Source organism: Streptomyces physcomitrii (assembly GCF_012273655.1).
Classification (GTDB): domain Bacteria; phylum Actinomycetota; class Actinomycetes; order Streptomycetales; family Streptomycetaceae; genus Streptomyces; species Streptomyces physcomitrii.
This window is the reverse complement of the sequence record NZ_JAAWWP010000005.1, coordinates 411,332-438,097: the sequence shown is the minus strand read 5'-3', so window position 1 is coordinate 438,097 and position 26,766 is coordinate 411,332. Positions and strand designations below refer to the sequence as shown.

Genomic DNA, 26,766 nt, shown 5'->3' with positions numbered 1-26,766 from the left:
CGACCGGCTCGGCGAACTGGCCGCCACCCACCGCCTGGTGCTGCACGAACTCAGCCCGCAGCAGGCCTCCTTGGAAGAGGCCTTCATGCAACTCACCGCCGAATCGGTGGAATACCACGCCCACACCCGGGCCGGCGGTGGCCCGGCCGGCGGCCCGCCGCCGGGCGGCGCCCCGCTCCAGGGGCAGCCGGCACCCGGGCAGGTTCCCGGCGCGCCCGGCCAACTCGCTCCACCTCCCGGGCAGTTGCCGCCTGCCCCCGTGCCCAGCGGAACGGGCGCACCCGGTGGACAGGGTGGACCCGGCGGCCCCGCCTGGGGCCAGGACTGGCAGCAGAGCAGTGGAAGGGGTCGCTGAGATGGCGATGACACAGGTGTTCACCTCCGAGTGGACCAAGATCCGTTCGGTCTCCTCGACCAGTTGGACGCTGGCGCTCGCGGCCTCGGTCACCGTCGCGCTCGGCGCGGTGATCAGCATCTTCGCCGAGCGCGGCTTCGACGACATGAGCCGCCAGGACCAGCTCACCTTCGACCCCACCCAGATCAGCTTCGCCGGGACCTCGCTCGGTCAGCTGGCGATGATCGTCTTCGGTGTGCTCGTGGTGGCGAACGAGTACACCACCGGCATGATCCGCACCTCCCTCGCGGCCGTGCCCCGGCGCAGCGCCTTCCTCTTCGGCAAGATCACCGTGGCCACCGGGCTCGCCTTCGCGGTCTCGCTGGCCACCAGCTTCCTGTCCTTCTACGTCGGGCAGGCGGCACTCGGCGACCACGGCGCCGCCCTCGGTGACTCCGGGGTGCTGCGCGCGGTCTTCGGCAGCGCGCTCTACATGACCCTCATCGCGGTCTTCTCGATGGGCGTCGCCGCCATGCTGCGCAGCGCCACCCTCTCGCTGGGCGTGCTGATGCCGTTCTTCTTCCTGATCTCCAACATCCTCGGCAACATCTCGGCCACCGAGAAGTTCGGCCAGTGGCTGCCGGACCAGGCGGGCCAGCGGATCATGCAGGTGGTCGCTCCGGCCGACGACAGCACCCCGTACGGTCCGTGGGGCGGGATCCTGGTCATGGCCCTGTGGGTACTGGCCTCGGTCATCGGCGGCTGGGTGATGCTCCGGCGCCGGGACGCCTGAGGCACCCGGAACACGAAGGGTGCCCGGCACCAGGGTCCGCCGACGACGACTTGGAGGACTCCGGTGCCGGAACAGGCCCCACAGGAACAGCAGTTGAGCCCGGGCACCGTCCCGGACGCCGGACCCGGATCCGGACCGGACCGCGACCCGGACGCCGCCGCCGAAGCCGCTCGCCTCGAAGGGGAGCGGGCCGAGGTGGCGGCGTTCCGGCGCTCCCTGGGACTCGGTCAACTCATCGACGTACACACCCACTTCATGCCGGAACGGGTGCTGGCCAAGGTATGGGCGTACTTCGACACCGCGGGACCGCTGCTCGGGCACCGGCCCTGGCCGATCGCCTACCGGCACGAGGAGCAGCGCCGCCTGGAGGTCCTGCGCGGCTTCGGGGTACGGGCGTTCACCTCGATGCTCTACCCGCACAAGCCCGGCATGGCCCGCTGGCTGAACGACTGGTCCGCCGACTTCGCCGCCCGTACGCCGGACTGCCTGCACACGGCCACCTTCTACGCCGAACCGGGGGCCGCCGAGGACGTCCGGCGGGCGGTGGAGCAGGGCGCCCGGGTGTTCAAGTGCCATCTCCAGGTGGGGGGCTTCGACCCCAACGACCCGCTGCTCGACGAGGTCTGGGGCCTGCTCGCCGAGACCGGCCTCCCGGTCGTCACCCACTGCGGCTCGGGCCCCGCACCCGGCACCTACACCGGACCGGGCCCAACCGGCCTGCTCCTGCGGCGATTTCCCCGACTCCGCCTGATCATCGCCCACTTGGGCATGCCGGAGTACGAGGAGTTCCTCACCCTGGCCGAGCGCCACCCGCAGGTCATGCTCGACACCACCATGAACTTCACCGAGTTCGCCGAGTCCTCGATGCCCTTCCCGCGCCGCGCCCTGCCCCGGCTCGCCGACCTCGGGGACCGTGTACTCCTCGGCACCGACTTCCCCAACATCCCCTACTCCTACGCCGAGGCCCTCCGCGCCCTGGAGTCCACCGGCCTCGGCACCGCCTGGCTGCGCGCGGTCTGCCATGACAACGCGCGGAGGCTCTTCGCGCTGTAGGCGCCCTTCGCCGTGGTGCGGGTCCCGCTCGCCGTGGGGCGGTCGCCGTGGTGCGGGTCCCGGCCCTCGGACGGCTCCCTCATCGCGCTTGTCGCGCGTTCAGGAGACGGACGACGGGCTGCCTCGCGGGCATGCGCGGGCATGCACGGGCCGACCGGACGCGGCAGCACGGAGCACGGCAGCACGGCAGCGTGACGGACGCGTGCGTGTCGGGGCGGGGGACGCCGAGCGGGGAGCCGGTCGGCGAGGCCGCGGCCGACATGAGCTGTCGGCCGCCCGCCTCCGTGACCAACGCCCGTGCTCAGCCGTGCAGTTGGCCCATCGCGGCCACGAAGTCCGCCTCGTCGCCGCCGAAGCCGCGCAGGACCTCCCGCATCCGCCACTCCTCGTGCTCGTCGCGGGCGAACTCGGCGAGGACGACCGCCGTGTTCGGCGCGACCGCGCCGAAGTCGCCCTCGGCGAGGTCGGTGTAGCCCTCGCGGACGCGGTAGCCGGTGCCCTCGACCTCGCCGAAGGTCAGGCGGCCCTCGCCCTGCTGTATGACGACGCCCACCACGACGCGGGTGAACCGCTCGGCGAGGCGGTCGAGTTCGAGCACCATCACCTCGTCGAAGCCGAGGCCGACACCGGTGCGGCTGTCCCGGTTGAGGTTGATGGTGCCGTCGGGGGCGCGGCTGTCGTGGTGCACCACGTACTCGGGCGGCCCCTGCGGGGCGTCCTCGGTGTACGTGGCGGCGATGATGTCGAGGTCGTGAGCCGGAGCGCCGGTGGGACTCGGGTCCCAGCGCACCGCCACCTCCACCTTGCCAAGTCCCTTGCTGACACTGCTCACCGCAACAACGCTCCCTCGTCTCGCTCGGCGGCCGGACCGCCGGCACCGGTCCGGAGGCGCCCGACTGCGGTGCCTCCCGGGCCGGTTCGCCCGTCTTCCTCCTGGATCCGGTCTACCCATCCTGGCACGTCGGCCACGCGCGCGGACCGCTCCGGGGCACGGGCGGGGGCACGCCCGGGGGCGCACCCCGGGGTCACCACTCCAGGGCGTCGCCCAGGGACTGCTGCCAGTACGTGACCTTCACCGAGTCGTCCACATGGACCCCCTTCGCGGGCAGCGCCGGGTGGGCTCCGGCGCCGGTGCTGCCCTGTCCGGAGCGGCCGGTGAAGTACACCGTCAGGCTCTTCGCGGTGTGACCTTTGCCACCGCTGCCGTCCGCCGCCGAAAGGTTCACGCCCGCGTAACCGGACTCGCCAGGACCCAGCGTGACGACCGCCTGCGGCTTGGTCTCTTCGACCGCCGGGGGCACCGACTGCGCCGCGCCGAACTTCACCGCCGGGTAGTAGTACAGGTAGCAGGTGGACTTGCCGGTGTTGGTGACGGTCAGCAGCATCCGGTTGAGGGGCCGGGACACCTGGGTGGCGACGGTCCGGGTGTTACTCCCCGTGCAGGTGCCGCTCCCCTTTCCGCCACCGGCCCCGGCGGGCGCCTGGCCGGTCTTCTCCGGTGCGGCGGGGGCACCACCGGAACCACCCGTACCGGATGACTCGTCGTCCGTACCGGAGGAGATCTTGTCCGAGCCGGCGGACGGGCCGGTCGAGGGGGTTGCCCCCGGGGTCTGCCCGCCGCTCGCCCCCGAGGCGACGGACGCCGAGGCTCCCTCGTCCCGGGTGCCGGTGCCGTCTTCGCAGGCGGTCAGGGAGAGGGCGGTGAGGGCGACCGCGGAGGCGGCGGTGAGCAGGCGGACGCGGGAGGAGCGGATGCCGGACATGCGGAAGGATCCCCTTCGGTCTGAGATGGGCCTGGTGCTTGGATGACCAGGACGAGCTTGAGCTTGTACGGCGATGTGTCCCAGCGGCCACAACTGGCCGTCCGCACGGGATGCTGGAACATTCGTACCGGCTCTGAACTGCGAGAACACGACCGCCCTGGAACGCTGGACCGGGATGCGGGAGGCGGAGGAACAGGTGTCAGGGCCGAAGGATCACGGGCGTCCGGAGGGGTTCGCGAGTCTGCTGCGCGAGGTGAAGGACCGTTCCGGTCTGAGTTACGGAACCCTCGCGAAGCGGCTGCACATGAGCACGTCCACGCTGCACAGATACTGCAACGGCACGGCCGTTCCCACGGATTACGCCCCGGTGGAGCGCTTCGCACGGCTCTGTAAGGCCACCCCCGCGGAACTCGTGGAGCTGCACCGCCAGTGGATCCTCGCCGATGCCTCCCGGGGCAGCAGGCCGGGCCCGTCGACCGGCGGGGAGCCGGAGGGGAAGTGGCAGGAGAAGGACGAGAACGGCGGGAAGGACGAGAACGGCGGGAAGGAGGGGCGGGGGAGCGGGGCGGCATCGGAAGCGCCGGTGGCCGGGGCCGCATCCGCTGCCGGGCCCGGGGCGGCTCCCGGGGCGGCCTCCGCTCCCAACTCGCCTTCCCCGTCCGCCGCTTCCTCCTCTCCCGAACCCTCCCCCGCTCCTTCGCCTCCTGCTCCGTCCGGCTCCTCGCCGCGGTGGTTGCGGAGGCGGCGGGTGGCCCTGGTCGCCTCGCTGGTGGCGGCGGCCGTGCTCGGCAGTGCGGCGCTCGCGCTGACGCTGCCGGACGGGGACGCGGACGAGGCCGGGCGGAAGGCGGACCCGGGGGTCACCTCGGGGCCGGACGGCGAGAAGTCCGGCAAGGCCACCGGCAAGCCGAGTCCCTCCGCTACGGAGCCGAAGGGGAGCACCTCGCCGTCCGGACGGGCCTCCGAGACCTCGGTGCCGGTCAAGCCCGGCTCCCACGGCGGCTCCGAAGAGGCCGCGAGCGGTGACCCGTTGAGCGTCGCGGTCCGCCCGTACACCTACGCCGACCCGTGCAGCCAGCACTTCCTGGTCGACCGGGACCCGTCCCAGGTCGGCCCGCCCGCGGACGAGCCGAACGCCCCGCGCTGGGCGGCCGCCTACGGCGCCGTCTCCTCCGACGAGCAGCGGGTCGCGCTCACCGTGCAGGGCACCGGCAAGGGCACCGTTGTCCTCGAAGCGCTGCATGTACGGGTGATCAGCAGCGGCGCCCCGCTCGACTGGAACGACTACGCGATGGCGGTCGGCTGCGGAGGCCGGGTGGTGCCCAAGGAGTTCGGGCTCGACCTGGACAAGTCGAGCCCGGCCGTCGTGGCGCAGGGCAGCCAGGGCGACTTCCCGTACAAGGTCAGCGAGTCCGACCCCGAGGTCTTCTACATCAACGCGCGCAGCAAGGCGCACGATGTGCGCTGGGAGATGTCCCTGGAGTGGTCGAGCGGCGACCGCCGCGGCACCGTACGCATCGACAACCGCGGCCAGCCCTTCCGCACCAGCGCGAACGCGGACCGCCCCGGCTACGACTTCCCGCTCGGCAGCGTGGAGTGGCAGCGCCGGATCGAGCAGCAGGAGGAGTGAGAGTGAGGGAGTGAAGTCCGCCGGCCGCGGCGGCGGTTGAGACCGCCGCGGGCCCTCTGCTCCACTCTCTCCCCCGCCTCTCGCTTCAGGGCCACCGCTCAGGGTCACCGCACCTGGCGCAGGACCTCCCCGTCGGCGAGGCGTCCGGTCACGCGCGGCGGTGCGCTCTCCTCGGCCCCTCGCCGCGTCGGTGCGGAGGTGCCGTCCCCGGAGGTCTCGCCGGTACGTCCGGTGCGTACGGCCAGGGTCCGGCCCCGTACCTCCGCCTGGGCGCCGCCGGTGACGGTGAGCCGGGTGACCTCGCGGCTGCCCGCGGCGAGGTAGAACTCCTGGCCGGAGGGTGCCCGCCAGGGGGTGCCCGCGACGATGTGCTGGCCGAACCTGCTGCAGGCGGCCGTGTCCCGGGTCCTCGCCACCAGACGGGCCGGTCGGGACGCCGGGCCCTCGGCGGTGCGGAACTGGACGAGGAGGCTGCCGGGGCCGCGCCAGGTCGAGGCACGGGTGCAGGTCCACACGGCGGGTCCGGCGTCCTCGGGCAGCTTCTGCTCGGCGAAGTCCCAGGTGTTGACGGCCCGTACGCCGCTGTCCCGCAGGGTGGCCAGGCGGCAGGCGGAGTGCGCCCAGGACAGCAGCGCCGCCGAACCGGTGGCCTCGCGGGGCCGCCGGGCGGGACCGTGGCCGGGCGGCGGGGTGTAGGTGAGGTGGGCGGCGGAGAGGCCGCCGAGGTCGGTGAGCAGGAAGGCGTGCTTCTCCACGATCCTGGGCGAGGAACGCAGTTGCAGCACGGGCCAGTCGGGGCACCCGGCGCCGCCCGCGCCGGGCCCGCGCACCCAGCCGGTGACGCCGTCCGGGCCGAGGCCGAGCGGGCGCCCGGGGGTCTCGGGGCGCAGCAGGTCCCGGGTCCCCGCCTCGGCGATCCAGGGCGCCGTCAGATAGCGGGCGGCGCCGTCCGCACGGGTGAGGACCACGGCGGCGGCGGTCGTCACATCGGCGTTGTCGGTACGGGAGATCTCCAAGTCCGGGGTGCCCTCGCGGGGTTCGCGGTAGCGGGCGAGGCGTTCGCCGTCGCTGAAGAGGACGACGGCCGTGTCCGCCGGTTCCTCGCCTTCTTCCTCAACTGCCTTCTTCCCCGGGGTTCCTGAGGCGGCGGGCTGCGCGGCTCCGGTGCCCGGTACGTCTCCCGCGTAGAGCAACTGCGGTGCGCGGGTGGGGGGTTCGGTCGGGGTGCCGGCCACCGAGCGGGCGCGGAGGCCGCGCGGTGGTGCGGTCCAGGCGGTGAGGGCGCGGGTGAGCAGCTCCCGGTCGTCGGCGCGTGCGCCGCGGGCCGGCCAGGCGGTGAAGTCGACGCGCGAGGTGTCGGCCCAGGCGCCGGAGGGCACCCGTACCAGCCGGTCCGGGTCGAGCGCTCCGGAGCCGGGCGCGAGGGAACCGTAGGGCAGGGCGGCGCCCGAGGAGGGGGTGGAGTCGGAGTCCTCGCGCGGGTCCGCCACGAGCAGGAGCACCGCGGCGACCGCGGCGGACGCGAGCAGTGTCTGCGCCAGCCGCTTGCGCCTGCGGCGCCGCACCAGGTCGGTGGGCCGGGTCTGCACCGAGCAGGCGTCGAACTCCCGGGAACGCAGCAGGGCTTCGGCGGTCGGGCTCACCGAGTCGTCGAGCCGCCGGGCACCCCGTACGGCGGCGGCGGGCGCGTCCACCCCGGCGGCGCCGAGCAGCCGCTCCACCCGGTCCTCGGGCAGCCCGTCCACCCGCCGCAGGACGAAGGCGGCCCGTACCGGCGCGGGGACCCGGGACAGCGCCTGGGCGAGGGCGATCTCCTCGGCCCCGCCCGCCCGGGGGAACACCCGCAGCCCCCAGACCACGGGGAGCCCCGGCAGGAGCGCCCGCGGCGGCGGCACCGCCTTCGGCCACCCGCGCGGCCGCCGCTCCAGCCGCAGCACCGACCGGAGCACCCGGGCGCGGACTCCGTCGCCCAGCCCGGCGTCCTGCCCGGCGCTCGGTTCGGCGTTCGGTTCGGTGTTCGGTCCACCGGGTTTTCCGGCGATCGGACCATCGCCCAGCCCAGCGTTCGGGCCGTCGGCCGTTGCGACGCTTGGCCCGTCGGCCGTTCCGGCGCCGCCGCTCGCTTCCGGGCCGGCTGCGGTCCGTTCGCCGCGCTGCCGGGGCAGGCGCAGACCGGTCTTGCCCGGCAGCGCCCGCTGGGCCGCCGCGTGGGCGCGCAGGACCCTGCGGTGCCGGGTCAGCCGCGGGGGCAGCGTCAGATAGGCGAGGCGGACCAAGGCGGTGTACCGGTCCAGGAGTTCGGCCTCCGCCTCACTCTGCGAGGCGCGCTTGCGGGTGCCTGCCTGGGCGGTCGGAGCCGGGGTGGGGCCCGGGGGCTGCGGGTGCTCCTTGTTCCGCAGGCCGTGGGGAGGCTCGGTGGTCCCTGGGCTGTGCGGTGGCTCCGCGGGCCCTGGGTCCTGGGGAGCCTCCGTGGTCTCTGAGTCCTGCGGGGCTTTCGCGGTCCGTGCGTCCTGGGGCTGCTCCGCCTGTGGTGGGGCGGCGGGGCGCGGGACACGGGGGGAGCGCTGGAAGCGTGGGGGGAGTTGAGGAGGGGCCATGGAGCGGGGTGCCTTTCTCAGGGAGGGGGCTGAGGACCGGTTCCTCGCGGTCGGTTCCTCCTCGCGGTGGTTCCTCGCGGCCGGACGTCCGCCCGGGGGCCGCTGTCTCCCTCAACGAAAGGATCATGGGGTGGTCACACCGCTCCCGGAGTGGACCGGGGGCGCGCGGGCGCACTCCGGGCGGGCGGTCGGCGGCCGGACGGCGCGGTCGACCACCTCGGCGTCGGACCCGATCACCCCACGACCACCGGCAGTTCCGCCAGCCCGCGCAGCAAGGTGCCGGAGCGCCAGGGGAGGTGTGCCGGGTCGGTGGCGAAGTCCAGTGCGGGGCGGTCTGCGAGGAGGCCGCGCAGGGCGAGGGCGGTCTCGGCACGGGCGAGCGGGGCGCCGAGGCAGTGGTGCAGGCCGTGACCGAAGCCGAGGTGTCCCTGCGCCCGGCGCCGCAGGTCGAAGCGGTCGGGGCCGGGGAAGCGGGCCGGGTCGCGGGAGGCCGCGGCGAGCGAGACCAGCACGGCGTCACCGGCGGGTATCCGTGTCCCCGCGAGTTCCAGGGGCTCGGCGGCGAAGCGGAACGCACTGGCGTGGACCGGGGAGTTGAGGCGCAGCGACTCCTCGACGGCGGACTCCATGAGGGCGGGATCGGCGCGGAGCAGCGCGAGTTGGTCCGGGTGGCAGAGCAGGCTGTGCACGGTGGCGGAGATCAGGTTGACCGTCGTCTCGTGCCCGGCGACCAGGATCAGGAAGGCCATGCCGAGGAGTTCCTCGCGGTCGAGCCCCGGCGCGGATCCGGGCCCGGCGGCCTCGGCGCCGACCGGGGCGGGGAGGCGCGCCGCCTCGGCGAGGTCGCTGAGCAGCGTGCCGTCCGGGGAGGCCGAGAGACGGTCGATCAGTTCGGTGAGATATCCGGTCAGCCCGGCCGCGGCAGCGGCGGCCGACTCCTGCGAGGCGGGCAGGACAAGGGAGTTGGACCAGCTGTGGAAGAGGGCGCGGTCCACGTCCGGGACGCCGAGCAGTTCGCAGATGACGGTCACCGGCAGCGGCAGCGCGTACCGGCTGACCAGGTCCACGGTGCCCTGCCGCGGGAGCGCGGAGAGGAGTTCGGCGCAGAGGGCCTCGATCCGCGGGCGCAGGGCGCTGATCCGGCCCGGGGTGAAGTGGCCCGCGACCAGCCGCCGCAGCCGGGTGTGCTGCGGCGGATCGCTCTGGAGCATATTGCGGCCGAGGGCGTGACCGCCGTCGCTTCCCCAGGAGGAGTGGCGGAGGTCGTTGCGCAGCCGCGGGTCGGTCAGCGCCGCACGCGCCGCCTCGTAGGTGAGGACGAGCCAGCACTCTCCGCTCTCGGGGACCGCGACCCGGTGCACGGGACCCCGGGCGCGCAGCTCCGCCCAGACGGGATACGGATCGGCTGCCACGTCATGCCCTGCGGGGGCCAGTTGCTCCAGAGTGGGCGCGGCCATCGCCTGCCACCTTCCTTTGTCGTCCGGGGTCCTCGGCCGGGGGCGGGGCGACCGCGGAGGCCGAGGACAGCGCGGAGGCCGCGGGCAGCGCGTGGAGTGGGCGAGCGGCTGGGGATGGAAGCGGGGAGTGCTCCCCGTTTCCTGTCCGACGATAGCATCCGTACCGGGGAGTGCTCCCCGCTTTCCGATTCCCGCCGCCACGGAGGACGACCACATGACCCTCGGCCCGCCCGATCCGAGCCCTTCGCCGGATGCGGACCGCTCATCCGGCGAGGCCCCTTCATCTGGCGCGGCCCCTTCGTCCGGCCTGGACGCTTCCTCCGGCGTGGACGCTTCGTCCGGCGCGGCCCCTTCGTCCGGTGTCCGCGCGGGCGCCCCGTCCGATTCCGGCCCTCCCCGTCGCCGCGACGCCCGCCGCAACCGGGACCTCCTCGTCGGGGCGGCCCGGGAGGTCTTCGCCGAGCAGGGTCTTGAGGCGCCGCTCGATGTGATCGCCCGCCGGGCGGGGGTGGGCAACGCGACGCTCTACCGGCACTTCCCCAGCCGGGTCGCCCTGGTCGGCGCGGTCTTCCGTGATCCGCTGGCGGAGACGATGGCCGCCGGGGAGCGGGCGCGGACGGCGCCGGACGCCTGGGCCGGGCTGAGCGGCTATCTGGCGGCCGTCTTCACCGTGCTCGCCGCCGACCGCGGCACCAACGACCTGATGACCACCCCGCTGCGGGGCATCCCGGCGCTGGACGCGGTGCACGCGCACAACCGCCGTACGGTTCAGCTGCTGCTCGACCGCGGCCGTGCGGAGGGCAGCGTCCGGGCCGAAGTCACCGCCGAGGACCTGCTGTTCACGCTCGCCGCGCTCGGCCGCGCGGTGCCGGCGCTGACCGGTGCCGCCGCCCCGGACGCCTGGCGCCGCCCGCTGGCCCTCCTCCTCGACGGACTGCGCGCCGCCCCGGCCGCCGCCCCGCTGCCGGGCGCCGCCCTCACCGCCGGGGAACTGGGGGAGGTGCTGCGGGAGTTGGGTCCGCACCGCCCGTCCCCGAGGCCGACTGAGGCCAACTAAGGCCCACTCGGGCCCGAAGATCGCCGAACCGTCCGTATTCCCTGCTCACCGAGGGTGTCCGACTCCCTTGCTCGTACGGCCTGTTGTCGCGCGCTAAACGAACACCCGTGCTTGTTTCGGAAGTTAGGGGTGTTCAGGGGTCGGAGTAGGGGTGCGTGCCGGGTCGGGAGCACCGTGGTCGGCCATAGGGTTGCCCCTCTCCGGGGCCGTGGCCAGAACTCGTCGCCCGTCCGGAGGGCGGGGTGCGTGACGGGGGTTTCCCGGACGAGCGCGCCGCGTCGGACCGGAGTGCGGGCGGACCCGTGACGAGGGGCCCCTGCGACCGAATGGAGAAGGACTCTTCGGATGCACGAGAAGCTTGAGAGGCTGCGCGGCATCGTCGCGTCCATCCTCGAACTGGACCCCGCGGAAGTGCCGGAGGACGCCCGCTTCTACGAGGACCTCGGCGCCGACTCGCTGGAGAAGACCGCCATCACGGCACGTGTCGAGGGGGAGTTCGGCGTCCGCCTGACCGCCGAGGACGCCACCGCGATGGGCAGCCTGCGGGAGGCGGCGGAGGTCCTCACCAAGGCGGCCCGCTCGGTGGAGCCCGGCCAACAGGCCGAACCCGTAGTGGAATTGGCCGAGACCGTGGACACGCCGTCGCGGCCGGTCGCGGAGGCGGGCGGCACCGACCTGGTCGAGACGCTGGTCTCCGCCCATGTGGCGGCGGGCCGGGGCGCGGTCAGCGCCTATGTGGACCCGGACGTCGGCGAGGTCGGCTACGCGCGGCTGCTCGACGCCGCCCGCGGCTACGCCGGTGCCCTGGACGCGCTGGGGATCGCCGCCGGGACCCGCTGCCTGCTCGTCGCCGACGACTCCGCGGCGACCGCCGCCGCCGTGCTCGGCCTGTGGTGGCGCGGCTGTGTGCCGGTGGTGGTCAGCCCGATGCTCACCGACGAGGAGCTGGCCTATATCGCCGGGGACTGCGCCGCCGGTCTCCTGCACCTGGACGCCCCGCCCCGGCGGCAGCAGGCGGTCGCCGAACTCCTCGCCGCACTGCCGCAGTTGAGCGGTGACGACGTCCGTACCGCGCTCGCCGCGCGCGAGACGCCCGGGGACAACCCCGCCTACCGGCCCTCGCGCGCGGGCGCCCCGGCGCGGGCCGCCGAGGCGGACGAGGTGCTGGTGCAGTACACCTCCGGCAGCACCGGACGGCCCAAGGGGGTGCGCCACTCCGCGGGCGGCATCCTCGGCCTGCTCCGGTCCGCGGAGGGCTTCCTCGGGCTGCGCGCCGGGGACGTGGTGCTCTCCACCGCGCGGATGTCCTTCGGCTACGGCTTCGGCAACTCCGTACTGTGCCCGCTCGCCGCGGGCGCCACCACCGTGCTGCTCCGCGGCACCGTGGACGCGCCCACCGTCACCGTCGCCGTCAAGCGCCACCGGCCCACCGTGCTCTTCCTGGTGCCCCGGATGTACGCGGCGCTGCTCGACCAACTGCCGGGCGCCGCACCGGAGTCGGTGGAGGACGTCCGGCTGTGCGTGGCGGCGGGCGAGAACCTGCCCGCGGGTCTCGGCGAGCGGGTCCGCGAGACCTTCGGCGCCGGTCTGGTGAACGGCCTCGGGGCGACCGAGTCGCTGCACATCGTGGTCGCCACCCCGGCGGACGAGGCCATGCCCGGCACCTTCGGCCAGCCGGTGCCCGGGGTCACCGCGAGCGTGCGGGACGAGGACGGCGTACCCGTACCGGACGGCGAGCCGGGACGCCTGCACATCGCGGGGCCCACCGTCGCCCTCGGCTACCTGGGCCTGCCCGAGGCCACCGCCCGGGCCTTCGCGGACGGCGGCCTCTACACCGGGGACATCGTCCGGCGCGCCCCGGACGGCGGCCCGTTCACCCACCTCTGCCGCGCCGACGACCTGCTGAACCTCGGCGGCTACAAGGTGCCGCCCGCCGAGATCGAGGAGGTCGTACGGGCCACCGCCGGGGTGCGGGACTGCGCCGTCGTCGGCACCGAGGACGAGCACGGGCTGCAGTCCGCGGTGCTCTACGTGCAGCCCGTCGCCGAGATCGAGCGGCAGGCGCTGCGGCGCACCGTGATGGGCGCCCTGCGCAGCCGACTGGCGGCCTACAAGCGCCCGGCCCGGCTGGAGTTCGTGGACGAGATGCCCACCACCTCCACCGGCAAACTGGCCGCCTTCCGGCTGCGGGAGCGGGCCGGGCAGCGGTGAGCTGGGACATCATCGGCATGGGAGCGGTCGCCAATCTGGGCGACAGCCCCGGGGCCGTCTTCGAGGCGCTGTGCGCGAGCCGGGAGAGCCGCGCCCCGCTGCGCGCCTTCGACCGCACCCGCTACCGCGGCGGCTACGCCTACGAGATCGACGACCGGCCCGCGGACGGCGCCGACGAACCGCTGCGCGCGACCCGCTGGCTGACCACCGCCGTCCGGCAGGCCCTCGCCGACGCGGGCCTCGACGCGGGCACCGACGGGGGGCTCGGCCGGATCCCGGTGCTGGTCGGCACCACCCTGCGGGAGCAGCGCAGCGCCGAACTCTGGTGGCGCGAGGGCACCGCCCTGGACCCGGCCGCCCTGCACTTCGGGCCCGCCCTCGGCGCGGCCTTCGGCGCCGAGGACGCGCACACCTTCGCCAACGCCTGCTCGGCCTCGCTCGGCGCGCTGGCCCTCGGCACCGACCTGCTCGCCCTCGGCATGGCCGACACCGTGGTGGTCGCGGGCAGCGACTCGATGACCGAGAGCGCCTTCGGCACCCTGGACCGGGTGCAGAACGAGATCCCGCGCGCCCTGCGGCCCTTCGACACCACCCACAAGGGCATGCTGATGGGCGAGGGCGCGGTCGCCGTGGTGCTGCGCCGCAGCGCCGACACCGCCGTTGACACCGGCGCCGGCAGCACCGGCGCGCCCCGGGTGCACGCCCGGCTGCGCTCGGTCGGCGTCAACTGCGACGCCCGGCACGCCACGGCGCCCGACGCCGAGGGCATCGACTGGGTGGTACGGGAGGCCCACCGGCGGGCCGGGCTCGGGCCCGCGGACGTGGACCTGGTGATGTGCCACGGCAGCGGCACCCCGCGCAACGACGAGACCGAGGCCGCCGTGCTCGGCCGGATCTTCCCCGGCTCCGGCGGCCCGCTGATGACCGCGATCAAATCGCTGACCGGGCACACCCTGGGCGGCTCCGGGCTGCTCAGCCTCGTCATGGGGGTGCTCGCCGCGCGGCGCGGGACGGTGCCGCCGGTGCACGGGCTGACCGAGCCGATACCGGAGGCCGCCGGGCTGCGCCTGGTGCGCGGCGCCGCCGTCGCCGCCGCGCCCCGGATCGTCCAGGTCAACGCCTTCGGCCTCGGCGGGATCAACGCGGTGGCCATGGTGGAGGCCGCGTGACGGCCCCCGGCCCGCTGCCGCTGCGCGCCCTGCCGGCGAGCGCGGCCCCGGTCGTCGTCACCGGCACCGGGACCGCCGTCACCGGCCTGACCGGACCGGCCGATCTGCTCCGCCGACCGCCGTACGGGCCAGGGGGGTTCGACCCGGTCACCGGGCTCAAGGGCCGCGAGCTGCGCAACCTGGACCGGGCCTCCCGGCTGGCGCTGCGCGCCGCGGCGCCCGCCCTCACGGAGGCTCAACTCCTCGACGCGGACGGCGGGTTCACGGGGGAGGCGGACACCGCGGCGGTGGTCGTCAGCAGCACCCTCGGCACCCTGGACACGGTCGCCGCCCTCAGCGACACCATCGCCCGGGAGGGCGTCACCGGGCTGACCCCGCTCGGGCTGCCGGGGACGTCGAGCAATGTCTGCGCGGGCTATCTGGCGATCCGGCACGGCCTGCGCGGACCGAGCCTGACCGTCTGCAACGGTCAGAGCAGCGGCCTGGACGCGCTGTTCTGGGCCCGGGTGCTGCTCGCCGCGGGGCGGGCCCGTACCGTCCTGGTGGTCGGCGTGGAGCCCTCGGGCCCCGCGGTCACCCGGCTGCTCGGCCGGGAGACCACGGACGCCGCCGCGGCGGTCGTCCTGGAGCGCGCCGAGGACGCCGCCGCGCGCGGCGCGCATCCGCGGGCCCTCCTCGCCGCCTGCGGCAGGGCCTCCTCGGCGGCACAGGCCGCGGCCGAGGCCGCCGGGGGCCTGGCCGCGCCGCTCGAAGGGCCGGTGGACCTGTGGCTCACCGGCGAACAGCAAGCCGGGGAGGAGGAGTTGACCGCGGGCGCGCCCCGGCTGGATGTCGAGCAGGCGCTCGGTCCGCTCTCCGGGGCCCTCGGCGTGGTGCAGTGCGCCGCCGCGGTGGCGCACCTGGACGCCACCCGTGCCGAGACGGTCCTGGCGAGTGCGGGCGGCGGGCCCGAGACCGCCGCGGCGCTGCTCCTGACCCGATACGTACCACCGAACTCCGAGAGGACAGAGCAGAGTTGAGCGCCACCGAGGTGAACAAGGAAGACCTGCGCGGCATTGTCGCCGACGCGCTGGAGGCCGACCGCGAAGAGGTCGGCGACCGGGCCGACTTCGCGGAGGAGCTGGAGGTCGACTCGCTGGTCCAGCTGGAGATCTCCTCCCAGGTGGAGAACCTCTACGGCATCTCCATCGAGGAGGTCCTCGCCTCCGGGGTGTCGACCCTCGACGAGCTGCACGGCTTCGTCACCGCCCGCCTGGCCGAGCGGCACCCGGCATGAGCCGCCCGCTCGCCCTGGTCTCCGGGGGCTCGCGCGGGATCGGCCGGGCCGTCGTCGTCCGCCTCGCCCAGGACGGCTACGACGTGGCCTTCTGCTACCGCACCCGCACCGACGCGGCCCAGGAGGCGGCGGAGGAGGCCCGTCAGGCCGGGGCCCGCACCCTCGCCACCCGGCTCGACGTCGCCGACGGGCCCGCGGTACGCGCCTTCGTGGCCGAGGCGGTGGAGGAGTTCGGCGCCCCCGCGGCGGTGGTGACCGCGGCGGGCATCGCCCGGGACCGCCCCCTCGCGCTGATGGAGGACGCCGAGTGGGAGTCCGTGCTGCGCACCAATCTGGACGGCACCTTCCACCTGTGCCGGGCCGCCCTCCAGCCGATGGTGCGGCGCCGCGCGGGCGCCTTCGTCACCATCTCCTCCATCGCGGGGATCCACGGCGGCATCGGGCAGACCAACTACGCGGCCTCCAAGGCGGGCATCCTCGGCTTCACCCGCGCCCTCGCCAAGGAGAACGGGCGCTTCCACATCCGCGTCAACTCGGTCGCCCCGGGCCTCATCGAGACCGACATGACCGCCGAGATGCCGGACAAGGCGCGCGAGCAGCATCTGCGGCGCACCCCGCTGCGCTGCCTCGGCCGCCCGGAGGACGTGGCGGACGCGGTCTCCTTCCTGGTCTCCGACCGGGCCCGCTTCATCACCGGTGAAGTCCTCAGCGTGGACGGCGGGTTGACCCTGTGAGCCCGGCCGCCGCCGCCCGGCTCACCCGCCCCGCGCCCCTCGCCGACCCGGCGGTACGGGTCTTCCTGATCCACCACGGCGGCGGCTCCCACCTGCTCTACCGGGGCTGGGCCGCGCGGTTCCCCGCCGACTGGGAGGTCTGCCTGCCGGACTACCCCGGCCGGGCGCACCGGCGCGCCGAGCCGCTGCTCGGCGACAGCGCCGCCCTGGTGGACGACCTGCGCGCCCAGCTCGCCGACTGGTGGGACCGCCCCTTCGTGCTCTTCGGGCACAGCATGGGCGCCCTGCTCGCCTACGAGCTGACCCGGCGCCTGCTGGCCGAGGGCGACCCGCTGCCCCGCGCCCTGCACCTCTCCGCCTTCCAGCCGCCCTCGCGCTTCCGCCCGTACGAGCCGCCGCGGCATCTGCTCGGCGAGGAGGAGCTGCGGGACTGGCTGCGCGCCACCGGGGCCTGCCCGCCGCGGCTGCTCGACGACGCGGCGGTCTGGGCGCGCTTCGGCCCGCTGCTGCGCGGGGACTTCGCGGTGGTGGACGGCTGGCGGCCGGACGCCGGGGCGCCGCCGCTGCCCGTGCCGCTGTCGGTCTCCGGCGGACTCGACGACCCGCTGGTGGACCCCGGGGAGCTGAGCGCCTGGGCGGAGTACACCAAGGACTTCCGCGGTACGCACCTTTACCCGGGCGGCCACTTCTACCTGACCGAGCATCGGAAGAGCATTGTCCAGACTGTTACCGCACCCGCCCTGTGAACTCGCGCTATTTCAGCGGCAGTTGACACCGAGTGCCCATTCCGGAGCCGACGCCGGCGCGATCGTTTCACCGTACAACTCCCTTGCTATTACGCCTGTTTCGCAGCGGACAACACCCCTTCACCGCGGGGGGCGCACGCCGGTGCGGGTGCGGGCGGTGCGCTCACCGCGCCGTGCCGCGTCCCTGCGTGCCACCGGCAACCCACCCCGGGCCGTGCGCCGTTCGCGCTCCGCTGCGCCCGCCGCGGACTGTGGTACGGGCACACCCGGCCGGACCCGCGCGAACGGCCTCCGGGCCGGTGCCGCCGTCCGCCCGGAGGGGCGGCTGGGGGTGCCGCGGAGACCTAGGGGGCGCACCGGGGTGCCCGGGGGGTTCTCGGGTGAGCCCCCGCGGCGTGATGCTGACGAGATGCGCGGGCCAGGAGGAGTCGTCTCGGGGCCGAGAGCCCCTGTTTCATTCTGCTCGTTAGTGAGCATTCCGCACATTACTGATGCTCAAGTTTGTTTTTCTCGGTCATCTTGTTGCAAAGTGTGACGGCGCAAAATGATCGAGACCGCAGGGGTCGACCACCCCTATGTGCTGTGTCCCCACACCCCCTTCGCAGCTAGGCGTTCAGCGTGTCCGTGATATCAGCCTCCGGTGAGGGGCGTGCCTCGTGACGATCAACCGTCGCCTCGTGCTTCTCGTGGCGGTGCCGCTGCTTGTGGCACTGACCTTCTCCGTGCTCGCCCTCGCACCCGCGACCAACCAGGCGTTGCAGGCCCATCGGCTGACGACGATGGTCGAAGCCGCCCAGTCCGCCGCCGAGTTGACGCACCGCCTGCAGCGCGAGCGGGCCGCCGCGACCGCGCTGGTGGCCGGTCAGGGCGAGGCCGAGGACTTCTCCGCCAGCTCCCAGTCCACCGACCGGGGACTCGCCGACTTCCGCGGCCTCTCCGGCGATCTGGCCTCGGTGCCCGACAAGGCGCGCGGCGCCCTCGACCGGATCAAGGGCTCGCTGGAGGAGCTGCCCTCGCTGCGCGCCCAGGCGCGCTCGGGTGAAAGCTCCCTGTCCGCCCTGGCGTTCGGCTACCGCATCGTCATCACCAACCTCATCGACTACCGCGACGGCATCGCCCTCTCGGACGGACTCGAAGCCGGCATCGCCGACCGGATCAGGGCCGCCGCCGCCCTGTCCCGCGCCGCCGAGCACATCGGCCGCCAACAGGTCACCGTGCAGCGCGCCTTGGCGGGCGGCGGCTTCACCCCCGCCTCGCTGCGCACCTTCGACGCGACCCGCCTCGGCTACACGGACTCCACCGCGGTCCTCTTCGACCTCGGCCCCCGGCAGTGGCGCACCTGGCTGGAGCGCGCCCTGTCCGGGCCCAAGTCCCAGCAGGCGCAGCGGCTTGAGGACGAGATCGGGCGCAGCGAGCCGGGCAAGGAACTCGACGTCTCCACGGACGACTGGCTGGCGGCCACCTCGGACCGCCTCGACCTGCTGCGCGGGGTGGAGAAGCGGGTCGACGACTCGCTCCACGACACGGTCACCGACACCCGTACCGAACTCGCCTGGTGGGCGATCGCCGAGGCCGTCCTCGTGCTGCTCACCCTCTTCGGCGCGGTCTTCGTCGCCTTCCGGCTCGGCCGGGTCATGATCCGCCGCCTGCGGGACCTGCGGACCGCGGCCCACGAGGTCGCGCACACCACGCTGCCCCAGGTGGTGGCCCAGCTGTCCAAGCCGGGGGCGCTGCGCGGCGCCAGCCCCGAGGAGGTCGCGCAGAACTCGGGCCGCCCGGTCGAGGCCACCTCCAAGGACGAGATCGGCGAGGTCGGCAAGGCGTTCAACGCGGTGCACTTCGAGGCGGTGCGGCTCGCCGCCGAACAGGCCCGCTTCCACGAGCAGTTCGCCGAGACCCTGGTGGGCGTCGCCCGCCGCGGCGCCCAGCTCACCAGCGTCATGGTCCGCGAACTCGACACCGTCCAGCGCGACGAGGCCGACCCCGAGCGCATGCAGACCCTCTTCGCGCTCGACCACCTCGCCATCCGCATGGAGCGCAACACCAACAACCTGCTGGTGCTCGGCGGTTACGGACACGGCCGGGTGCGCGCCGACGACGTGCCCTGCTCCACGGTCATCCTGGTGGCCGCCCAGCAGATCGAGCAGTTCGGGCGGGTGCGGCTCGGCGTGGTCGAGAAGGGCATCGGCGTCGCCGCCCGGGTGGTGCACGACGTCGCCCACATCCTCGCCGAACTCCTCGACAACGCCACCAACTTCTCGCCCCCCGGCACCCATGTCGGGGTCGCGGTGTGGCGGCTGCACGACCGGGCCGTGGTCCAGGTCGTCGACGAGGGCGTCGGCATGCCGCCGGAGCGCCGCACGCGCTGCAACGCGGCGCTCGCCTCCACCCGTACCGACATCGGCGACGTGCGCGCGATGGGTCTGCACGTGGTGGCCCGGCTCGCGCGGCGGCACGGTATCGCCGTCGAACTGCGCGACGGCGCCCCCGGCATCATCGCCGAGGTCACCCTGCCCACCGAGATCCTCACCGAGATCGCGGAGGAGACCACCCCGGTCGCCCCCGAGGTCTTCCAGGAGCGCCCGCGCAGCGGCCCCGCCGCCCCGCCCCGGCCCGCGATCCGCGCGACGGCCGAGGACCCGGCGGCGGCTCCGGCCGTACGGACGGGCGAGGACCCGGCCGGGGCGCCGCGCCGCCCGGCACCCGCCGCCCGCGACCCCTTCCGCACCGAGCGGCCCGCCTCCCGCACCGCGCCGGACCGCCAGGGTCAGGACCAGGACCGCGAGCCGTGGGACCACAAGCGGCCCGAGGAGCAGCAGGACCGCCCGGGGCGGGACCACGAGCGCTCCGCCGAGGACCCGGGTCACCCCGCCGAGGGCCCGGCCCGGCCCGCGCCCTCCTGGGCGCGGACCCCCGCCACCGTCGGCCCGCCGCGTGGGGGACCGCCGCGGCCGCCGGGCGGCGAACGGCCGCAGGAGGCCGCCCGTCCCGCCGAGCGGGAGACCGGGGGCGACAACTCCGCCCGCTTCAGCCGGTCCGGGCTGCCGGTGCGGCAGAAGGGCGGCAGCATGACCGAGCGCCCGCTGCCGGGCGCCGCGAGGGCGGAGGGTACGGAGCCCCGCCCCGCGTCGGCCAGACCCGGTACGGCACGGCCCGCCAAGCCCGCGCCGCGCCGCCGGGACTCCCGGCAGGTCTCCGACGTCTTCGCCGCCTACACGCAAGGGATCAGCCGCAGTAACAGCCGCCGCAACCGCCCCGCGGATGCGGACAGAACCGATGACCAGAGCTAACGGAGCCTGTTCGTGACCACCTCAAGCACCGAAGATCTGAACTGGATCCTGAGCGGCTTCGCGCGTCGCCTGCCGGAAGTGACCCAGGCCATCGCCGTCTCCGTGGACGGACTCGCCCTCGCCTACTTCGGTGTCGAGCGGGACGACGCGGACCGGCTCGCCGCCATCGCGTCCGGCATCGTCAACCTGCTCTCGGGGGCGGCGCAGGTGATGAACGCCGACCCCGTCGAGCACAGCCTGACCGCCATGGAAGGCGGCTACCTCTTCTCGATGGCGGTCTCCAGCGGCGCCTCGCTGCTGGTGACCACCACCCGGGACGCCGACATCGGCGAGGTCAGCTACCGGATGGCCGAGCTGATCAACCAGGTCGGCGACACGCTGAGCCCGGAGATCCTGCACAACCACCACACCGGGCCCGCCTCCTGACGGACCGTCACCCCCTCTGCCGTATTCGACAATCCCCCGTCCTCGATTCGGAGCCTCCATGCAAAGCCACGTCCGTCCCAAGCGCAGCCGCAGAACCCGTACCGGGGCCGCCGCGCTGGTCCTCGCACTCGCCGCCGTCGCCGGATGCAGCAGCGACAGCGGAGGCGACGACGACACGGTGAAGGTGGGGGTGCTCGCCTCGCTCTCCGGTACGTACAAGGCGGTCGGCACCGACCTGCGCGACGGCTTCCAGCTGTACCTGGACACCCACGGCGGCAAGCTCGGCGGCAAGAAGGCGGAGCTGGTCGCTGCCGACGAGGGCGACGGCCCGCCCACCGCGGTGCCCGCGGCCACCAAGCTGATCAAGAAGGACAAGGTCGACGCGCTCACCGGCATCGTCAGCGGCGGCACCTTCAACGCCGTTCTGCCGCTGGTGAATTCGTCCAAGATCCCGCTGATCGGCTCCAACGCGCGGCCCGAGGTCAAGGACGTCACCCGGGTCTGGGACACCAGCTTCTTCTCCGACGAGCCGGGCCGGGCGATCGCCGGGCACGTCAAGAAGGAGGTGGACGGCCCGGTCTACGCCATCGGCCCCGACTACCAGGGCGGCTACGACGAACTCCGCGGCTTCACCGACGCCTTCAAGGAGGAGGGCGGCAAGCTGGCCAACCCGGGCGGCAAGACCAAGTGGACGCCGTTCCCGAAGACCACCAACTTCACCCCGTACTTCTCCGAGATCGCCCGCTCCGGCGCCAAGGCCGTCTACTGCTTCTACGCGGGCAAGGCCGCCGTCGACTTCGTGAAGCAGTACGCCAAGTCCGACATCGCGGACCTGCCGCTGTACTCGGCGGGCTTCCTCACCGAGGGCAGCCTGCTCAACGCCCAGGGCGACTCCGCCAAGGACATCTACTCGGTGCTCAACTACGCGCAGGACCTCGACGGCGACGCCAACCGCAAGTTCGTCGCCGACTGGACCGCCAAGCACGAGACCCCGCCGACCACCTACGCGATGGCCTCCTACGACGCCGCCGCCGTGCTCGACCAGGCGGTCGCCGACGCCGCGAAGGACGGCGGCGAGGTGACCCCGGAGTCCATCAACAAGGCCATCGAAGGCCTCGGCCAGATCGACAGCCCGCGCGGCGCCTGGGAGTTCAACAAGAAGACCCACTCGCCGGTGCAGAAGTGGTACCTGCGCCAGGTCCGCCCGGACGGCAAGCAGCTCGCCAACGTCATGGTGCAGGACCTGGCGACCCTCGGCGGCTGAGATGGGCTTCCTGGACGCCCAGTTCGTACCGGCCCTCGACGGAGTGGCCTACGGGCTGCTGCTCTTCGTCGTCGCCGCCGGACTGAGCCTGGCCTTCGGCACCGCCGGAGTGCTCAACCTCTCCCACGGCACGCTGTACGCACTCGGCGCCTACACCGGCGCCGAGTGCGGCGACGGCACCTGGGGCGGTTTCCTGCTCGGGCTCGCCGCCGGTACCGCGGTGGCCTGCCTCGCGGGCGTCCTGCTCTCCGCCGCCACCGCCCCGCTCGCCCGGCGCGGGCACCTCGCCCAGGCCCTGCTCACCTTCGGCCTGGCACTGGCGGGCGGCAACCTCCTTGTCGAGTTCTTCGGCGAGGACGAGATGCCGGTGCCGGTGCCCGGGGTGCTCGACTCCACGGTCACCCTCCTCGGGCACCGCTACCCGGCCTACCGCCTCTGCTTCATCGGCATGGCCCTGCTCCTCGCGGCCGCCGGTACCTGGGTGCTCACCCGCACCCGGGCCGGCGCCGCGGTCCGCGCCGCCGCCGACGACCCGCAGATGCTCGCCGCGACCGGCATCAGCCCGCGCGCCGTGCACACCGGCGTACTCGCCGCCTCGGGCGCCCTCGCCGGGGCGGCCGGGGCCCTCGGCGCCCCCATCATCGGCCCGGGACCGGACACCGCCGACACCGTCCTGATGCTCTCCCTGGTCATCGTGGTGCTCGGCGGGCTGCGCTCGCTGTGGGCCACCCTCGCCGCGGCGCTCCTGGTCGGCGAGGTGCAGACCCTCGGCGTCTCCCTGATGCCCGACTGGGCGCCCTATCTGCTCTTCGCCGCGATGGCCGCCGTCCTCGTCCTGCGCTCCGGACTCGCCGCCGAGCCGGAGACCGCCGCCCACCAGGACGGCGCCCCCAGCCGCCCCGCGCGCGCCCTCGCCGCGGTACGTGCCCAAGTCACCACCGGCACCGCCGAGTTGACCGCCCGCCTGACCGGCCCCCTCACCTCCCGGCTGCCCGCCCGGCTGCGCGGCCCCGCCGGATCGGCGGCCCCCTTCCTGCTCCTGCTCGCGGTGCTCGCCGCCCTGCCCTCGGTCCTGGACGCCTACTCGCTCTCCCTGGTCGGCTACGCCCTCGCCCTCGGACTGCTCGCGGTCAGCGTCACCGTCGTCACCGGCTACGCGGGCCTGCCCACCCTCGGCCAGGCCGCCCCCTTCGCGGTCGGCGGCTACGCCACCGCGCTGCTCGCCGAGGAGGGCTGGACCACCGGACCGCTCCTGGTCCTGCTCGCGGCCCTGGCCGCCGCCCTGTTCTCGCTCGTCACCGGGCCCGCGATCATCCGCGCCCGGGGCACCACGGTGCTCATGATCACCCTGGCCGTGGGCGAGTTGACGGTCACCGCCATCGACCGGATGGGCTGGCTCACCGGCGGCACCGACGGACTGGTCGGCTTCCCCGCCCTGCGCTGGCTGCCCGGCACCCCCGAACTCCTCGACGAGCGCCAGCTCTACGGCTACGCCCTCACCGTCGCCGCGGTCGCCCTCGCCCTGACCCTGCTGGTGCTCCACTCGCCCGCCGGGAAACTGCTCACCGGCAGCCGCGCCGCCGAGTCCCGGCTGCGCGCCTCCGGGCACCCGGTGGGCCGGTACCTGCTCGTCGCGCACCTCGGCGCCGGGGCGCTCGCCGGGGTCGGCGGCTCCCTGATGGTGACCGTGCAGAGCTACATCTCCCCGGCCGACGTCGGCTTCGAGACCGCCGCCCTCGCCCTGCTCGCCGCGGTCATCGGCGGCACCCGCTCGGTCCTCGGCGCCCTGCTCGGCGCCGGCCTCATCGTCTTCACCCGGGACTGGCTCGCCGGAGCCTGGCCCGGCCACGCCCCGCTGCTGCTCGGCGCGCTCTTCGTCGCCGCCGTCTACCTGCTGCCCCGCGGACTCGCCGGACTGCTGCCGAGGCCGGAGCCCGGCCGCCCACCGGCGCCGGCGAAGACGGCGGCGCCCCGGCCGGCGGAGAGGAGCGCGACATGAGCCGGTACGAGGACGCGGCGGCCGGGACGGCCGGCGGCGAAGGCGCCGGACGCGCCCCGGCCCCGGGCAAGGCCCTCGGCACGGGACGTGCCGAGCCGGTCCTCCAACTCACCGACGTCCGCCGCCGGTTCGGCAGTCTCACCGCCGTCGACGGAGTGAGCCTCAGCCTGCCGCCGGGCGCCCGGCACGCCGTCATCGGGCCCAACGGGGCGGGCAAGACCACCCTGCTCAACCTCATCGCCGGCACCGACCGGCCCGACAGCGGCACCCTGCGCCTCGACGGCACCGACATCGCCCGCCTCGGCCCCGGGCGGCGCAACCGCCTCGGCATCGCCCGCAGCTTCCAACAGCCCACCGCGGTCGCCGAGTTGAGCGCCCTGGACAACATCGTGCTGGCCTCCTGGCGGCACCACGGAACCGGCCGCGGGCTCTGGCGCAGCCCCCGGCGCCACCGGCAGCTCACCGAGCGGGCCCTGCGGCGCCTCGACGAGGTCGGCCTCGCCCCGGTCGCCCACCGCCCGGCGGGCGCCCTCTCGCACGGGCAGCGCCGCCTGCTCGACCTCGCCGCCGCGCTCTCCGGCACCCCCCGGCTGCTGCTGCTCGACGAACCCGCCGCCGGGCTCACCGACACCGACATCGCCCGGCTGCTCGACGTCCTCGCCCGGCTCGACACGGACACCGCCGTGATCCTCGTGGAGCACCACAGCGAGGTCGTCGCCCGCTTCGCCCGTACGGTGACTGTGCTCGCCGCCGGGCGCGCCCTGATCACCGCGCCCACCCGGGAGGCCCTCGCCCACCCCGAGGTCCGCGAGGCCTACCTGGAGTCCGTGCCCGCCGAGGAGACGCCCTGATGCTCCAACTCACCGCCGTGAGCGCGGGATACGGCGGCGGCACCGTGCTGCACGGACTCGACCTGGACGTCCCCGAGGGCACCGTGCACGCCGTCGTCGGGCACAACGGCGCGGGCAAGACCACCCTGGTGCACACCGTGGCGGGGCTGCTGCGCCCCGCCGCCGGGACGGTACGCCTCGCCGGGGCCGACCTCACCGGGCGCCCGCCGCACCGGACGGCCCGCGCCGGGGTCGGCCTCGTACCGCAGGGCCGCCGGGTCTTCGCCTCGCTCACCGTCGCCGAGCACCTGCTCCTCGCCGACCGCGGCGGCAGCTGGACGGTGTCCCGGGTGCTCGAACTGCTGCCCCGCCTCGGCGAACGCCGCGGCCACCGGGGCAGCGACCTCTCCGGCGGCGAACAGCAGATGCTCGCCCTGGCCCGCGCCCTGCTCGGCTCCCCCCGGCTGCTCCTGCTCGACGAGCCCACCGAAGGCCTGGCGCCCCAACTCGCCCGTATGGTCCATGAGTTGATCGCCTCGCTGGCCGCCGAGGGGCTGACCGTGCTGCTCGTCTCGCCGAGCCCCGCCCTCGCCGCCGCCTGCGCCGACGAGGTGACCGTACTGACCTCAGGACGCGCCACCCACCACTTCACCGGCAGCACGGTCCGCGCCGATCCGAGCGCCCTGCACGCGGCCCTGGACCTCACGGCCGGCGGGGTCTGAGCCGGGGGCGGTCCCGGCCGGGCAGCCGGGCCTTGCCCGTCTCGTACGCGGGGTCCTGCCCGTCTCGTACGCGGGGGTCCCCGCCCGCACGTACGAAAGACGCTAGCCGCGCCGCAGCGCCGTCCCGCCGAAGCCGCTGCCGGCCGCGCTGCCGCCGTTCTGGGCGGCCCACCAGGCGTCCAGGTCGGCCTCCTGCATGGCCGCCCAGTCGGGGGTGTGCTCCACCTGGGCGTGGCCGAGGCGGCGGCCGAGGGCGACCAGTTGGGCGCCGAGCGCGGTGCGGCCCTCGTCGTAGGCGGCGGTGATCTCCGCCCAGGAGCCGCCCGCCCGCCAGGCCTGCTCCAGGGCGTAGGCGTCCTGGAGGGCCTTCACGCTGCCGCCGCCGGTGTGCGGCCGGGCGATGGTCGCCGCGTCCCCGGCGAGCAGCAGCCGTCCGGAGGCGTACCGCGGCACCTCCAGGTCGTAGATCGGCTGGATGAAGGTGGTCTCGGGGGGTGCCGCGAGGATCTGCTCGGCCCAGTAGGGCGGCATATGGGTGCTGACGAGGGTGCGCAGGGCGGTCGTCAGATCGGCGCTGAGGCGGCCGGGCGGCAGCGAGGTGGCGGAGGTCAAGTCACCGCTGAAGCCCGGGACTTCGGGCGGCACGGTGTAGAGCACCCAGTTGAGGCGGGTGCCGCCGCCGGGCACCGTGATGCGGTAGAGCATGCAGTGACCGCCGGGGAAGACGGCCACATGGCAGTCGTCCTGCTGGAACTCGGGGCAGGGGCCGGTGTCGGGCGAGGTGCCGCGCCAGCCGACGTACCCGGCGTAGTGCGGCTTCACGTCGTCGAACATGGCCTCGCGCACCACGGAGCGGTAGCCGTCCGCGCCGATCACGGCGTCGAAGCGCTCGCTGCCGCCGTCCCCGAGGCGTACGGTCACCCCGTCCGCGTCCTGCTCGACGCCCCGGACGACCGCGTCCGGGCGGTAGTCGGTCCCCGCGGGCACCCGCTCCCGCAGCGCGCTCCACAGCGTGCCCCAGGCGTAGGCGCGGAAGGGGAAGGGCTGTACGGCGATGGCGCGGCCGCCCCGGCGGGAGCCGTCGGCGACCGTCCACAGCCGGCGGTTCATCGGCGCCCAGGGCATGTCCTCGTCCACGTAGCCCGCGGCGGCGAGTTCGGTGAAGCGGTCCTTGTGCATGCCGATACCGGTCCCGCGGACCCGCAGCTCCCCGGCGGCCCGCTCGAAGACGGTGACCTTCTCGGCTCCGCCCCGGACGGCGGCAAGTGCCGCCGCACATCCGGCTATTGACCCACCGATCACCGCTACGCCACCGGGCATGCCCGCGTCCTCCTGTATGCGTCCCCGCCCACGGGCGTCTCCCGCGCGGTCTGTGCCGGGCGGTACCCGCGGTCGACGCCGGGCGGCCCGCCGCG

22 protein-coding genes are annotated in these 26,766 nt (G+C 74.6%); 17 read left to right on the top strand and 5 right to left on the bottom strand.

Features of this window, described 5'->3' with window-relative positions:
* From HFV08_RS31130 to HFV08_RS11620, 3 genes are all read left to right on the top strand, one after another.
* Nucleotides 1-355, top strand: a 355-nt coding sequence (locus tag HFV08_RS31130; protein WP_512700956.1) for a DUF8746 domain-containing protein, incomplete at its 5' end; no start/stop codon positions are given.
* A gap of 1 nt (nucleotide 356) precedes the next feature.
* Nucleotides 357-1,127 (top strand): ABC transporter permease, encoded by a 771-nt coding sequence (locus HFV08_RS11625; RefSeq protein WP_168538488.1) that lies wholly within the window; start codon nucleotides 357-359, stop codon nucleotides 1,125-1,127.
* A gap of 195 nt (nucleotides 1,128-1,322) precedes the next feature.
* Nucleotides 1,323-2,180, top strand: coding sequence for an amidohydrolase family protein (locus HFV08_RS11620; protein ID WP_168538548.1), 858 nt, complete (start codon nucleotides 1,323-1,325; stop codon nucleotides 2,178-2,180).
* Between the two features lie 301 nt (nucleotides 2,181-2,481).
* Here the strand turns inward: HFV08_RS11620 and HFV08_RS11615 are convergent, their stop codons facing one another.
* Together HFV08_RS11615 and HFV08_RS11610 are read right to left on the bottom strand one after the other, a co-directional pair.
* A complete protein-coding gene (locus HFV08_RS11615) occupies nucleotides 2,482-3,132 on the bottom strand; it encodes a TerD family protein (protein ID WP_168538486.1) in 651 nt (216 codons plus the stop codon).
* A gap of 73 nt (nucleotides 3,133-3,205) precedes the next feature.
* On the bottom strand, nucleotides 3,206-3,943 hold the full coding sequence (locus HFV08_RS11610) for a DUF4232 domain-containing protein (protein WP_168538484.1): 738 nt from the start codon (nucleotides 3,941-3,943) through the stop codon (nucleotides 3,206-3,208).
* A 175-nt stretch (nucleotides 3,944-4,118) separates the two neighbouring features.
* Here HFV08_RS11610 and HFV08_RS32510 point away from each other — a divergent pair, with 175 nt between their 5' ends.
* A complete protein-coding gene (locus HFV08_RS32510) occupies nucleotides 4,119-5,573 on the top strand; it encodes a helix-turn-helix domain-containing protein (protein WP_168538482.1) in 1,455 nt (484 codons plus the stop codon).
* A gap of 104 nt (nucleotides 5,574-5,677) precedes the next feature.
* On the opposite strand, the gene HFV08_RS11600 is transcribed toward HFV08_RS32510, so the two are convergent.
* Both HFV08_RS11600 and HFV08_RS11595 read right to left on the bottom strand, forming a co-directional pair.
* On the bottom strand, nucleotides 5,678-7,849 hold the full coding sequence (locus HFV08_RS11600) for a hypothetical protein (protein ID WP_168537949.1): 2,172 nt from the start codon (nucleotides 7,847-7,849) through the stop codon (nucleotides 5,678-5,680).
* 554 nt (nucleotides 7,850-8,403) lie between these two features.
* Complete coding sequence (locus HFV08_RS11595) at nucleotides 8,404-9,627, bottom strand: cytochrome P450 family protein (RefSeq protein ID WP_168538480.1); 1,224 nt, start codon at nucleotides 9,625-9,627, stop codon at nucleotides 8,404-8,406.
* 325 nt (nucleotides 9,628-9,952) lie between these two features.
* On the opposite strand from HFV08_RS11595, the gene HFV08_RS11590 reads away from it, so the two are divergent.
* The 13 genes from HFV08_RS11590 to HFV08_RS11530 all read left to right on the top strand — a co-directional run bounded on the left by HFV08_RS11590 (nucleotide 9,953) and on the right by HFV08_RS11530 (nucleotide 25,351).
* The gene (locus HFV08_RS11590; protein WP_168538478.1) at nucleotides 9,953-10,684 is read left to right on the top strand and encodes a TetR/AcrR family transcriptional regulator; all 732 of its coding nucleotides are present in this window, start codon (nucleotides 9,953-9,955) and stop codon (nucleotides 10,682-10,684) included.
* 345 nt (nucleotides 10,685-11,029) lie between these two features.
* Nucleotides 11,030-12,895 carry an AMP-binding protein gene (locus HFV08_RS11585; protein WP_168538477.1) on the top strand — a complete coding sequence of 622 codons (1,866 nt, stop codon included), beginning with the start codon at nucleotides 11,030-11,032 and terminating at the stop codon, nucleotides 12,893-12,895.
* Entirely contained in the window at nucleotides 12,892-14,064 is a 1,173-nt protein-coding gene (locus HFV08_RS11580; protein ID WP_168538476.1) for a beta-ketoacyl synthase N-terminal-like domain-containing protein, read from the top strand. The genes HFV08_RS11585 and HFV08_RS11580 overlap by 4 nt, the downstream gene beginning before the upstream one ends.
* Complete coding sequence (locus tag HFV08_RS11575) at nucleotides 14,061-15,083, top strand: beta-ketoacyl synthase N-terminal-like domain-containing protein (protein WP_312885525.1); 1,023 nt, start codon at nucleotides 14,061-14,063, stop codon at nucleotides 15,081-15,083. The genes HFV08_RS11580 and HFV08_RS11575 overlap by 4 nt, the downstream gene beginning before the upstream one ends.
* Nucleotides 15,080-15,340 carry an acyl carrier protein gene (locus HFV08_RS11570; RefSeq protein ID WP_168538474.1) on the top strand — a complete coding sequence of 87 codons (261 nt, stop codon included), beginning with the start codon at nucleotides 15,080-15,082 and terminating at the stop codon, nucleotides 15,338-15,340. Before HFV08_RS11575 ends, HFV08_RS11570 begins: the two co-directional genes overlap by 4 nt.
* Entirely contained in the window at nucleotides 15,337-16,074 is a 738-nt protein-coding gene (gene fabG, locus HFV08_RS11565; protein ID WP_168538472.1) for a 3-oxoacyl-ACP reductase FabG, read from the top strand. The genes HFV08_RS11570 and fabG overlap by 4 nt, the downstream gene beginning before the upstream one ends.
* Nucleotides 16,071-16,820, top strand: a complete 750-nt coding sequence (locus tag HFV08_RS11560; protein ID WP_168538470.1) for a thioesterase II family protein — start codon at nucleotides 16,071-16,073, stop codon at nucleotides 16,818-16,820. The genes fabG and HFV08_RS11560 overlap by 4 nt, the downstream gene beginning before the upstream one ends.
* Nucleotides 16,821-17,476: 656 nt before the next feature.
* The gene (locus HFV08_RS11555) at nucleotides 17,477-20,110 is read left to right on the top strand and encodes a sensor histidine kinase (RefSeq protein ID WP_312885524.1); all 2,634 of its coding nucleotides are present in this window, start codon (nucleotides 17,477-17,479) and stop codon (nucleotides 20,108-20,110) included.
* A 12-nt stretch (nucleotides 20,111-20,122) separates the two neighbouring features.
* Nucleotides 20,123-20,536 carry a roadblock/LC7 domain-containing protein gene (locus tag HFV08_RS11550; RefSeq protein WP_040250723.1) on the top strand — a complete coding sequence of 138 codons (414 nt, stop codon included), beginning with the start codon at nucleotides 20,123-20,125 and terminating at the stop codon, nucleotides 20,534-20,536.
* A gap of 58 nt (nucleotides 20,537-20,594) precedes the next feature.
* Nucleotides 20,595-21,800, top strand: a complete 1,206-nt coding sequence (locus HFV08_RS11545) for an ABC transporter substrate-binding protein (protein ID WP_168538468.1) — start codon at nucleotides 20,595-20,597, stop codon at nucleotides 21,798-21,800.
* Between the two features lies 1 nt (nucleotide 21,801).
* Nucleotides 21,802-23,799 carry an ABC transporter permease gene (locus tag HFV08_RS11540; RefSeq protein WP_168538466.1) on the top strand — a complete coding sequence of 666 codons (1,998 nt, stop codon included), beginning with the start codon at nucleotides 21,802-21,804 and terminating at the stop codon, nucleotides 23,797-23,799.
* Complete coding sequence (locus HFV08_RS11535; RefSeq protein WP_168538464.1) at nucleotides 23,796-24,650, top strand: ABC transporter ATP-binding protein; 855 nt, start codon at nucleotides 23,796-23,798, stop codon at nucleotides 24,648-24,650. The genes HFV08_RS11540 and HFV08_RS11535 overlap by 4 nt, the downstream gene beginning before the upstream one ends.
* A complete protein-coding gene (locus tag HFV08_RS11530) occupies nucleotides 24,650-25,351 on the top strand; it encodes an ABC transporter ATP-binding protein (protein WP_168538462.1) in 702 nt (233 codons plus the stop codon). Before HFV08_RS11535 ends, HFV08_RS11530 begins: the two co-directional genes overlap by 1 nt.
* 102 nt (nucleotides 25,352-25,453) lie before the next feature.
* Here the strand turns inward: HFV08_RS11530 and HFV08_RS11525 are convergent, their stop codons facing one another.
* Nucleotides 25,454-26,671 carry an FAD-dependent monooxygenase gene (locus HFV08_RS11525; RefSeq protein ID WP_168538457.1) on the bottom strand — a complete coding sequence of 406 codons (1,218 nt, stop codon included), beginning with the start codon at nucleotides 26,669-26,671 and terminating at the stop codon, nucleotides 25,454-25,456.
* Nucleotides 26,672-26,766: the final 95 nt, after the last annotated feature.